Origin of the sequence: Corallococcus carmarthensis, assembly GCF_003611695.1 — a bacterium.
Taxonomy (GTDB): domain Bacteria; phylum Myxococcota; class Myxococcia; order Myxococcales; family Myxococcaceae; genus Corallococcus; species Corallococcus carmarthensis.
Genome location: NZ_RAWE01000288.1, coordinates 1 through 10747, shown reverse-complemented (window position 1 = coordinate 10747; position 10747 = coordinate 1). Strand labels below are relative to the sequence as shown.

Annotated in this window: 9 protein-coding genes; 4 read left to right on the top strand and 5 right to left on the bottom strand. The window is 70.9% G+C overall.

The genetic code is table 11. The annotated features are described in order from the left end of the window. The first annotated feature begins 345 nt into the window (after positions 1-345). Positions 346-1284: an alpha/beta hydrolase family protein gene (locus tag D7X32_RS40315; protein WP_158625849.1), complete on the top strand. Its 939-nt coding sequence runs from the start codon at positions 346-348 to the stop codon at positions 1282-1284. A gap of 10 nt (positions 1285-1294) precedes the next feature. Here D7X32_RS40315 and D7X32_RS40310 read toward each other — a convergent pair whose 3' ends face one another. Continuing rightward, on the bottom strand, positions 1295-1921 hold the full coding sequence (locus D7X32_RS40310; protein ID WP_120607826.1) for a glutathione S-transferase family protein: 627 nt from the start codon (positions 1919-1921) through the stop codon (positions 1295-1297). A 135-nt stretch (positions 1922-2056) separates the two neighbouring features. Here D7X32_RS40310 and D7X32_RS40305 point away from each other — a divergent pair, with 135 nt between their 5' ends. Further along, positions 2057-2893 (top strand): class I SAM-dependent methyltransferase, encoded by an 837-nt coding sequence (locus D7X32_RS40305; RefSeq protein ID WP_120607825.1) that lies wholly within the window; start codon positions 2057-2059, stop codon positions 2891-2893. A gap of 3 nt (positions 2894-2896) precedes the next feature. On the opposite strand, the gene D7X32_RS45770 is transcribed toward D7X32_RS40305, so the two are convergent. Next, a complete protein-coding gene (locus tag D7X32_RS45770) occupies positions 2897-3067 on the bottom strand; it encodes a hypothetical protein (RefSeq protein WP_158625848.1) in 171 nt (56 codons plus the stop codon). A 107-nt stretch (positions 3068-3174) separates the two neighbouring features. On the opposite strand from D7X32_RS45770, the gene D7X32_RS40300 reads away from it, so the two are divergent. Then, positions 3175-4362, top strand: a complete 1188-nt coding sequence (locus tag D7X32_RS40300) for a cytochrome P450 (RefSeq protein ID WP_120607824.1) — start codon at positions 3175-3177, stop codon at positions 4360-4362. A gap of 45 nt (positions 4363-4407) precedes the next feature. Here the strand turns inward: D7X32_RS40300 and D7X32_RS40295 are convergent, their stop codons facing one another. After that, a complete protein-coding gene (locus D7X32_RS40295) occupies positions 4408-5988 on the bottom strand; it encodes a hypothetical protein (RefSeq protein WP_147450466.1) in 1581 nt (526 codons plus the stop codon). 260 nt (positions 5989-6248) lie between these two features. Here D7X32_RS40295 and D7X32_RS40290 point away from each other — a divergent pair, with 260 nt between their 5' ends. Further along, positions 6249-9863 (top strand): serine/threonine-protein kinase, encoded by a 3615-nt coding sequence (locus tag D7X32_RS40290; RefSeq protein WP_120607822.1) that lies wholly within the window; start codon positions 6249-6251, stop codon positions 9861-9863. Between the two features lie 4 nt (positions 9864-9867). On the opposite strand, the gene D7X32_RS40285 is transcribed toward D7X32_RS40290, so the two are convergent. Continuing rightward, a complete protein-coding gene (locus D7X32_RS40285) occupies positions 9868-10287 on the bottom strand; it encodes a hypothetical protein (protein WP_147450465.1) in 420 nt (139 codons plus the stop codon). 96 nt (positions 10288-10383) lie between these two features. Beyond that, positions 10384-10747 (bottom strand): helix-turn-helix domain-containing protein (locus D7X32_RS40280; RefSeq protein WP_279635660.1); only part of this gene is annotated, 364 nt, incomplete at its 5' end.

The window sequence follows — 10747 nt, the reverse complement described above, 5'->3', positions numbered from 1 at the left end:
GGGGACGTCAGGGCACTGCGGGCGGCGGGGAGGACTTCAGGACGCGTGGGGCGCTGCGACGCTCTTCGTCAGGGATGCGAGAGAGCGGAGGCCCGGAACGACGAAGCCCACCGACCCTCGCGGGTGGGTGGGCTCCGGTTGGCTCGCCAGGGGCAGGCTGTGCGTCAGCCGGCCGCGGCGGGCTTGGGCCCACCCGGAACAGGCATCGAACACATGCACATGGCGGAGGTGACGAACATTCTGTGAGAAGAAGTAGCGGTGATGCCGCGAGCTGTCAAGCCACCCTCCAGAACGCAGTCGCGGATGTCGCGGACCCGTGACGTTCCACCGCTTCGTATTCCCAAGATGATGACGCCCTCCCGGAATGCCGTCCTCTGCATCCTGCTGGCCTGTCTCTTCCTCGGGGCGTGCTCCAGGCCCGCGCCGCCCACGTCCGTGACTCTTCGAAAGACGTTCCGCACGCAGTTGAAGGTGGAGCCTGCGCAGCGCGCACCCGCGCCCACGCCGCCGAAGGAGCTCTTCGAAGTGGTGCGCTATCCCGCGCCGCTGGGCAGCAACGCGGCCTACGTCACGCCCGTGCGCGAGGGTGCGAAGCGGCCGGCGGTGGTGTGGATCCACGGAGGATTCAACTGGGGGCTCGACGACTTCGCGTGGGCGCCCTCACCACGGAGCAATGATCAGAGCGCGCGGGCCTTCCGCGAAGCGGGGCTGGTGTTGATGCTGCCGTCGCTGCGCGGGTCGGACGACAACCCGGGGGCGAGCGAGTATTTCCTGGGCGAGGTGGATGACGTGGTCGCCGCCATCGACTTCGTGGCGCAGCGCCCGGACGTGGACCCCGCGCGCATCTACGTGGCGGGACACAGCACGGGCGGCACGATGGCCTTGATGGCGGCGGTGCTGTCGCCCCGGTTGAAGGGTGCCTACGCCTTCGGCCCGGTGGGGGATGTCTCCGGCTATGCCCGCTATGTTCCGCTGCTGGCGCAGGCCACTGGGACGGAGCTGTGGCTGCGCAATCCGGTGAACTACGTGGAGCACCTGCGCGTGCCCACGCAAGTCATCGAGGGCTCGGACCAGGGCAACATGGGCGCGTTCGAATCGCTGCGTACGGCGGCCAAGAAGGCGCCGCTGTCGTTCCTCGCCGTGCCGGGCGCCACGCACTTCAGCGTGCTCGCGCCCGTGACGGAGCTGCTGGCGAAGCGGCTCATGGACGCGAAGGCGGACGCGCCCTCGGTGAGGCTCACGGACGCGGAGGTCCGTCAGGCCGTGGCCGCTGAAGGGGAGTGACGCGCTGGCTTCAGGCCACGCGCGCGTTCGCGGAGTAGGGCGGCACGGGGCCCAGGAAACCGGGCTGGGCCTTCACCCGCTCCAGCCACGCGGCCACGGACGGGTAGGGCGCGAGGTCCACGCCCGCCTCCGGCGCCAGGTGCGTGTACGCGAAGAGGCAGAGGTCCGCGACGGTGTAGCGCCCGTCCACCAGGAACGGGTGCCGGACCAAGTGCCGCTCCAGCGTGGACAGCGCGCGCTCACCGTTCTGCACGCGATTGCGGAGGACCTCGGACTGTGGCGGCTGCCGGCCCGTGAGGCGCCAGAAGCGCGCGGTCCCGATGTTGGGCTCCACCGCGTTCTGTTCGAAGAACATCCACTGGTGCACCTGCGCCCGCGCGAAGCGGTCGTCCGGCATCAGCCGCGTGCCCTCCGCCAGGAACGACAGGATGGCGTTGGACTCCGCGAGGAACCGCCCCGGCTCCGGCTCCAGCACCGGGATGCGGCCGTCCGGGTTCTTGTTCGCGTGGAAGTCCGCCGTGTGGCTCTCCCCCGCGAAGATGTCCACCGGCACCAGCTCGTACGCGAGCCCGAGCTGCGCGAGCAACGTGCGGACCTTGTAGCCGTTCGCGGAAGGAAGGTAGTCGTAGAGGCGCATTCAGCTGCTCCATGCGGTGAAGGAAGAGTGCGCGTCACCGTAGACCGCTCCGTCCACCGCCCGCGCTCCGGTCCTTGCTCCTGAATCCACCGGGTTGTTGATTGTCTATATTGAAGTCCAAGGCGGGGACCTGCCATGACCGAGCGCTACGTTCCGAACCTCACGGGCATCCCGGAGACGATGCTTTTGACGCTGCACAACCGTGCGGCGGAGGCGAAGCGGCCCGACGGCATCCTTCGCGACGCGGACTGCGTGCGCATCTACGACGCCATCCAGTACGACTTCGAGCGCTCGTTCGGGAAGGCGCAGGCGTCCCACGCCATCCGCGCGGTGGAGACGGACCGCGTCCTGCGCCAGTGGCTGGCCACGCACCCGGACGGCTTCATCGTGTCGCTGGGGGAGGGGCTGGAGACGCAGGCCCTGCGCCTGGACAATGGCCGGCTGCGTTGGTTGAGCGTGGACCTGCCAGAGGCCGTGGCCATCCGCGAGCGCTTCCTTCCTCCCACGGCGCGGCTTCGCCACTTTCCCTCCAGCGCGCTGGACCGCTCGTGGATGGACGCGGTGGATGCATCCCATGGCGTGTTCATCATCGCGCAGGGGCTGTTCATGTACTTCGAGGAGGAGGAGGTCCGCCGCCTGTTCGTCGACATCGCGGAGCGCTTCCCGGGCGCGGAGCTGCTCTTCGACACGATTCCCCGGTGGGTCTCCCAGAAGACGCTCGCGGGGCAGAGCCGCACGCGCGCCTACCGGTTACCGCCCATGCCGTGGGGCATCGACCTGCATGAAGTAGAGCCCACGCTGAAGGGCTGGCACCCACGTGTGACGCACGTCTCGAAGGTGCCGTACAGGTTCCCCCGGGGCTTCCTGCGCGCCCTCTTGAACACGTTCAACCGGCTGCCCTGGTTCCGGCACCGGACACCGGGAATCATCCATGTGCGGCTGGTGGATGCCCCGGTGCCCGCGACGGACTGACGCCTACTGCGCGGTGGCCTCGTTCCACACTTCCGTGACGCGGCCCACCTGGTCGAACGCGCAGTGCTGCGCGCCCGCGATGACCTTGTCGTTCACCGGGAACTGGAGCCCGCCGAAGTAGGCCTCCGCCGCCTGGATGTCCCGGCCCTTGCGCAGCGCCTCGATGAGCGACACCCGCTCCGCCGCGTTCTTGCCCTCCAGGTCGCGCGCCTCGATGGGCGCCTCTGTTCAGCAGCCCGCATACCGGGTATAGATTTCCAGTCGGGAAAGGAAATTCTTTCATGACTGGACGCGTGAACCTGCTGGCCCCAGAGGTCCGGGCCAATCCGTACCCCGTCTACGCGGAGCTGCGCCGCACCGCGCCAGTGTGTCAGGTGGACCCCGCCGGGCTGTGGGCGCTCACACGCTTCGAGGACGTGGCCGCGGCCTTCAAGAACCCGCAGGTCTTCTCCTCCGCCGGGGTGCGCACCACCACCGCGCCGCCGTGGCTGGGCCACAACCCGTTCTCGGAATCGATGATCGTCCTGGACCCGCCGCGCCACATGCGGCTGCGCACACTGGTGAGCCGCGCGTGGACGCCCGCGGCGGTGAACCGGCTGGAGCCGCGCATCCGCGCCTTCGCCCAGACGCTCGCGGAGCGGCTGTCCCCGGAGCGCGAGGTGGACTTCGTGGACGCCTTCGCCATGCCGCTGCCCGCCAGCGTGATTGGCGAACTGTTCGCCTTGGATCCAGCGATGACGGCCCGCTACAAGCGCTGGTCCGTGGACCTGTCCAGCGTGTCCGGCACGACGGAGAAGGACACCCACCGGCACGAATCCATCCGCGCCACGGTGCGCGAGATGGAGGACTACCTGTCCGACGTCGTCGCCGAGCGCCGCCGCCACCCGCAGGACGACATGGTGTCGGACCTGGTGAAGACGCGCGTGGACGGCGAGGCGCTCACCGACGCGGAGCTGATGAGCTTCCTGTTCCTGCTGGTGGTGGCAGGGCTGGAGACCACCGTGCAGCTCGTCAGCCACAGCGTGCGCCTGCTGATGGAGCAGCCGCACCTGGTGGCCCGGCTGCGCGAGAACCCGTCGCAGGTGGGGCGCTTCGTGGAAGAGGTGCTGCGCTACGAGCCCTCCGTGCACGGCCTGGTGCGCGTCACCACGAAGGCGACGGAGGTGGCGGGCGTGGTGATTCCGGAGGGCGCGCGCGTGGCGCTGATGATCGGCTCCGCGTGCCGCGACGGCGAGCGCTTCAAGGACCCGGACACCTTCGACATGGACCGCGAGGGCGTGAACAACATGCCTTTCGGCCACGGCATCCACTTCTGCCTGGGCGCACCGCTGGCCCGGCTGGAGGCGCGCGTGGGGCTGGAGGTGCTCCTGTCCCGCTTCACGCGCTTCACGCCCACGGGCCCGGTGAAGTGGAACACCTCCCTCACCGTGCGCGGCCCGCTGAACCTGCCCCTCATCCCGCACGCCTGACGCGCGAGGAATGAGGGGCGCCCCTTCAGTCCTTCCTTGCGCGGCTCAGGCCTCGGACGAACCCAGCCAGGCGACCTGCCCCGCGAGCACGGGGACGCCCTGATTCGGAGCGCTCGTGCTCGTCGCCACCGCGGGCGGCGTCAGGGTGAGGCTGAAGCCGCTGCCCGAGCTGTTCTGCTTCGCTTGCACGCTGTAGGCGCCGGCGTTCACGCCGCCCAGCGGGATGAAGCCGAAGAGGTCGACGCTGACGGAGGCATGCGCCGCCAGCCACTGGGACCAGGCCGAATAATCCCCTTCGGCGAAGTTGACCGTGATGGTCGGATACGCGGAGACGACCACCGCCGACAGGTAGCCGACGCCGCCGGGCCCGAGCTTGATGCCGCTCGGGAGTCCGGACTGGAAGGTGAAGCCGGTGTCCTTCGAGCCGTTGTTGTAGTTGTTGAGCGCCTGGTAGAGGACGGTCTCGTCCAGCCAACCCATGGGCCCGTCCGAGTTGTTCTGGTACGAGGCCGGCGCGAAGGGGATCATCGTCACCCCGGGGAAGGTCATCGTGATGTCGAAGGTGGACCCGGAACCCTGCTGGGCCGCCACGTCACCCTGGAAGTTCATGCCGACGCTGATCTCCAGCAGCGAGCCCCAGGACATGGAACTGCCGCCGGAGAAGCTGATGTTGTAGCCGCCCTGCTCCGCCGAGGACGCCGTGAAGCTGACGGTCGCGACCTGGCTGCTGTTCTGCAGCCCGGCCAGGATGTCGCCCGGCTGCATGTTGCTGCTGAAGGCCGGGAAGTACTGAGTGGACGGCGGATTCGACTGGAGGATGCCTCCGTTGGTGGCGGAGGGCGTCAGGTTGTCGTTGAGGTTCGCCAGCAGGTTGCCCCCGAAGTTCTGCTCGTCCTCGAGGCTCGCGGAGGGCCCGAGGGCGTTGAGGTAGGCGGAAATCTCCAGGATGACCGGCTCCGCCGAAGGGGGCGCGTACTGAAGCAGCTGGCGCAGGTTGGGGGTGCCCTGCATCTTGAGCACGGAGATGGGCGCGGAGCCGCTGGGGAGGCCCGCCCACAGGTAGCCGGCCTGGTAGGTGAGGATGTAGTCGATGGGCTCCTGGACCAACGCGCTGACCTTCTGGGCCGCCTGGATCTGCGCGGGCGTGATGGGGCCATAGATGCCGGTGTAGGTCGACACGATCGCCTGCGCCTGAACGCTGCTCTTGGTCAGCGCCGCCTGGAGGGCTGTGTTGTCGGCCTGGTTGAACTGCCAGTTGAGCGCTTTGACGAGCTCGCAGTAGAGGTTCGGGAGGCTGCCGGTGCCTCCGACCGCGCAGGCCCCCGGGATGTCGGTGCTCGGTGACACCGCGCCCGAGATGTAATCGTACGTCAGCTTGTTGATGTCGCCGTTGCCCGTCGTCCAGTCCCAGTTGAAGTCGCCGTTGTACTCGATGGGCACGAGCGTGGCCCCCTTGGCCGCCCCAATCACCGAGACAGCCTGCGCCTTGAGCGCCTGGATGTAGGCGGCCACGAGCTGCGCCTTGTCCGTCGGATCCGCGGCGATCCTCAGCGGGGCCGGGGCGCGCGGCGCCAGGCGGTTCGCGGTCTGCATCAGGGTCGTGCTGCGCGTCTGTGAAGCCTTCATGGTGTCTTCCCCCTGGCCGGTGGCACCGGCCATGACGTGGGCGGGTTCGCCCACGCATCTGTCCTTGAGCAAACGGCGCGCCACCCCCGCGCACGACGCCTCTCCTCGGAGAGGGACGCGTGGAAGGCCCTTCGCCGCCGCCACGCCACGGTCGCCGACAGTCGCCGACAGTCGCCGGCGGACTCGGGCCCCTTCTCGTCGCTCCGGTGGGGACGCCATACTTGGCCGCGCCAGGCCGGGTCCCCAGGCCACGCCCTCCCATGGAACGCGACTACGAGACGGAGCTCTGGCTCGCCATCGACGAGGGCCTCGTGGACCGGGAGGGAGCCCGGGCCCTGCGGGAGGAGGCGGCGCGGCTGCGGCGCAGCCCGCTGGAGCTGCTCCGGGAGCGGGGCGTGCTCTCCGAGGAGACCCTGGCCTCGCTGCGGGGCGTGGCCCCCGCCGCGCCATCTCCTCCACCCGCGATGGGGCCCGACGCCGAGGAGACCCGCACGATCGCGCCGGCCCGGGGCGGGACGCCACCGGCCCCGCGGCCGCCAGAGGCCCAGGCCTTCCCCCTTCCCGGCTGGGAGCGCTACCAGCCCCTGCGGTTCCTGGGGCAGGGCGGGATGGGGCGCGTGTTCCTCGCGTGGGACCCCCGGCTGCACCGCCACGTGGCCCTCAAGTTCGTCCGCGACGAGGACGCGGCGCTCACCCACCGCTTCGTCTCCGAGGCGCGCGCCCAGGCCCGGGTGAAGCACGAGCGCGTGTGCCAGGTGTACGAGGTCGGCCATGTCGAGGGCCGGGTCTTCATCGCCATGCAATACATCGACGGCGAGCCGCTGGGCGCCCTGGTGCGCTCGCTCACCGTCGAGCAGAAGGCCTTGGTGCTGCGCGAGGCCGCGTGGGGGGTGCACGAGGCCCACCGCGTGGGGCTCATCCACCGGGACATCAAGCCCTCCAACATCCTGGTCGAGCGCGGCGGGGAGGGGAGCCTGCGTCCCTACGTGATGGACTTCGGGCTCGCGCGCGAGGTCCACGGCTCCATCACGGCCTCTGGGTCGGTGCTGGGCACGCCCCACTTCATGGCCCCGGAGCAGGCCCGCGGTGAGGTGCGTGGCCTGGACCGCCGCGCGGACATCTACAGCCTGGGCGCCACGCTCTACTTCCTCCTCACCGGAGAGGTCCCCATTCCGGGCGCCAACGGCCTGGAGGTGCTCAGCCACATCGCCACCGAGGAGCCGAAGGCGCCGCGCCAGCTCGTCCCTGGACTGCCGGCGGACCTGGAGGCCATCACGCTCAAGTGCCTGGAGAAGGACCGCGCGGACCGCTACGACTCGGCGCGCGCGCTGGCGGAGGACCTGGAGCGCTTCCTCGCGGGCGAGCCCGTGCGGGCCCGCGCTGGGGTCGGCTATGCGCTGCGCAAGCGGCTGCGCAAGCACTGGGTGCGGGCCTCCCTGGGGGCCGCCGCGCTGCTCGCCGTGACGGTGGCGCTGGGCTGGGGCGCCTGGAGCCGCCGGGAGGCCTCCACGCGTGAGCGGCTGGTGCAGCGCTTCACCGAGCAGGTGGAGCTCATCGAGTCCCGGGCCCATTACTCCGCGCTCTCGCGCCTGCATGACGTGCGCGAGGACCGCCGGGACCTCCAGGCGCGCCTGGCCGGATTGGAGGCCGAGGTGGAGCGGGCGGGCCCCGCGGCGCTGGGCCCCGGGCAATACGCGCTGGGCCGAGGCCACCTGGCGCTGGGGGACGAGGCGCGGGCGCTCGGGTTGCTCCAGGCCGCCTGGGACCAGGGCTTCCAGTCACCCCGGGTCGCGTACGCGCTGGCCCTGGCCAGCGGACGGCGCTACCAGCAGCAGCTGGTGGAGGCACAGCGGCTGCGCACGCCGGAGCAGCGGGAGGCCGCGACGCGCGACGCGGAGCGGCTGTACCGCGAGCCGGCGCTCGCGTGGCTCAAGCGGAGTGAGGGCGCCCAGGTCGCCTCGGCGGAGTACGTGGCGGCGCGGGTGGCCTTCTACGATGGCCGCTCCGACGAAGCCCTCCGCCTGCTGGAGGGTGCGGGCCGAGGACAGCCCTGGTTCCACGAGGTGCCCCTGCTGCGGGGAGACATCCTCGAGGCTCGGGCCTTCCAGCGCTGGAATGGTGGCGACCTGGAGGGGGCCCGGAAGGACTTCGAGGCGGGGCGGCAGGCCTTTGCCGCCGCCGCGGCCACCGCGGAGAGCGAGCCCGCCGTGTACCGGTCCCAGGCCGGGCTGGAGCTCGCGGCGATGGTGATGGAGCTGTATGGCAAGGGCGATGTCCAGCCCTCCTACCACCGGGCCCTGGACGCACTCTCGCGCTGCCTCGTCGTCCTGCCGGACGACGCCGCGTGCCTCCTCCGCCTGGCGCGCGTGCACCACCGCCTGGCCGAGCACCAGCTTACCCAGGGCGCCGAGGGCACCCAGACCCTGGAGAAGGCGCTCGATGCCGCCCGGCGCGCCCTGGCGGTGGCGCCCACCGGGACGGAGGCCACGCTCACGCTGGCGCGTGCCACGTGGCTCCAGGCGCGCTACCGCGTCGAGCGGGGCGAGGACCCGCGCGAGCTGCTCGGCCAGGCCGCCGCGCTGTTCGAGCGCATCCCCGAGGCCGAGCGGGACCGCGCCTACCATGGCGACTCCGGGCTCGTCTTCAAGACGTGGGCGGACCACGAGGACTCGCTGGGCGTGGACTCGCAAGGCCATCGCGACCAGGCCATCCGCGCCTACGAGGCGGCCATCGCCCGCGACCCGCGCATCCCCGAGGACCACATCAACCTGGGCAGCGCGCTCGTCGCCCGGGCCTCCCTTCCGCGCGGCCCCCAGGCGGATCAGGACCTGGAGCGGGCCCTCACGGCGCTCGAGCGGGCGCGGGCCCTCAACCCCCAGCACGTGGTGCCGTACTTCTACGCGGGCCAGGCCCACGAGCAGCTCGCGCGCAGGAAGCGCAACCGCGGCGAGCGGATGGGCCCCCCACTGGAGCAGGCCCTGGAGCAGTACCGGCGGGGGCTCGCCATCAACCCGCGCATCCCCAACCTCCACAACGGCATGGGCGTGGCGCTCCTGCTGCGGGCCGAGGAGGCCTGGGACCAGGGCGGCGACCCCTTCTCCGTGCTCGATGAAGCCCGGGCCTGCTTCGAGAAGGCCATCACGGTCGCGCCGGGCCAGGGCTTCGCCTACGCCAACCTGGGCGCCCTGCTCATCCGGCGAAGCCAGTACCTGCTCGCGCGCGGCGAGGACCCCCGGCCCGCGGGGCGCGAGGCCGTGAAGGTCCTGGGCCAGGGTCTGGAGCGGATGCCAGGCGCCACCTGGCTCCGGGGGCTCAAGGGCACCGTGCACGTCCTCCAGGCCCGCTTCGAGCTGGAGCGTGGGCGCGACCCTGGTGGCGAACTCTCGCGGGCCCAGCAGGAGCTCCAGGCCGCCCTGGAGAAGAACGGGAACGACGCGGAGACCTGGCTCCAACTGGGCAAGGTCCGCGAGCTCCAGGCCCGCTGGAAGGCGGGGCGACGCTCACTGTCGCCAGGAGGCCTGGAGGAGGCGGCGGGCTGCTTCGAGAAGGCCCTCATCCTGGCGCCCGAGGAGTTGGATTACCGGCTGGAGGCCGGTCTCTTCTATTTGAGAGGGATTGAACCCCGCGGGCAGTCGGGAGCGAGGGACGACCCGTGGATCCAGCGCGGGCTGGCGCTCGCGGAGCAGGTGCTGGAGAAACGCCCCGGCCTGCCCGTGGCCCGGGCGCTCCGGTCCACGCTGCGGCTCAGGGCGGAGCAAGGCATCCACCCCGAGGCCCTGCGGGAGCTGGCCGCGGCCCTCGCGGCCAATCCCAACCTCGCGCACGACTGGAGCGGCCCCCTCGACGCGGAGCGGCGCTCGGGCACCTCTCCCTGAGCGCCTAGTCGCCATCCTCGCTTGGGCCGCCGGAAACCTCGATGGTTCCGGAGGACGTCCTGGGAGAGTCCATGCCGGGGCCAATGGCTGGCATCCTCCCCGTGCTCAGGGTGCTGAACGTAAAGGCATAGGTCACTTTCAAGAGCGCTGGAGGCAGCACGAGCTGGAGCGTGAAGAGATAAAAGTCACACGGCTCCGACGGATCCGGCATGAAACGGACGGGCGTGACAGGGTAGCCGGTGTCGGCGGGCGTCATCGTGTACGTGGGAGGGGCGTACTCCTTGGGGACCTTCACGAGCACCCTGGCGGTCACCGGGGAACCCGTGGGGTCGGTGACGGGAAAGCGCCCGGCGAAACCGGGCTGGGGGAGCGTGAGGTCCACGACGAGGTCGACCTCGGGGAGCTGGGCGCGCGGCATTTCCATGATGCACTCCGGGGGTGTCCCGGGGAGACTTTCCGGGACGCCCATTTCAAACGCAATCCCAGACCAAACGCACTGGGTTGTCCCGCACCTGCCCGCTCAGGGCGACTCCGGACCCAGCCCCAGCTCACGCAGGCGGCGGCGCAGGGCGCGCCCGGAGACCTCCAGCCGCTTCACCATCGCATCCAGGTTGCCCTGGCAGTCCTGGAAGCAGCGGGTGATCTCCTCCTCGCTCAGGTCGCTTGCCAGGCGGAGGCCAGGGCTGCGCTCGATGAGGTCGTAGAGGGAAGAGCGGGGGACGCCCAGGTGCCGGGCGGCCTTCCCGACGTCCCAGGCGTGCGCGCGCAGGGCCGTGAGCAGCTCCTGTTCGCCCACGTCGGTGCCCTTGCGGCGCACGGCGTCCTCACGCCCCACCGGGGGCTGCACGGCGGATGAAGTCCCGGGGCGTGGGGGTTCCTGGGGG

What these genes read in the sequence shown, in the direction of transcription:
- D7X32_RS40315 (WP_158625849.1), top strand. Translation starts at nt 346, where the DNA reads ATGATGACGCCCTCCCGGAATGCCGTCCTCTGCATCCTGCTGGCCTGT.
- D7X32_RS40310 (WP_120607826.1), bottom strand. Translation starts at nt 1,921, where the DNA reads ATGCGCCTCTACGACTACCTTCCTTCCGCGAACGGCTACAAGGTCCGC.
- D7X32_RS40305 (WP_120607825.1), top strand. Translation starts at nt 2,057, where the DNA reads ATGACCGAGCGCTACGTTCCGAACCTCACGGGCATCCCGGAGACGATG.
- D7X32_RS40300 (WP_120607824.1), top strand. Translation starts at nt 3,175, where the DNA reads ATGACTGGACGCGTGAACCTGCTGGCCCCAGAGGTCCGGGCCAATCCG.
- D7X32_RS40295 (WP_147450466.1), bottom strand. Translation starts at nt 5,988, where the DNA reads ATGAAGGCTTCACAGACGCGCAGCACGACCCTGATGCAGACCGCGAAC.
- D7X32_RS40290 (WP_120607822.1), top strand. Translation starts at nt 6,249, where the DNA reads ATGGAACGCGACTACGAGACGGAGCTCTGGCTCGCCATCGACGAGGGC.
- D7X32_RS40285 (WP_147450465.1), bottom strand. Translation starts at nt 10,287, where the DNA reads ATGGAAATGCCGCGCGCCCAGCTCCCCGAGGTCGACCTCGTCGTGGAC.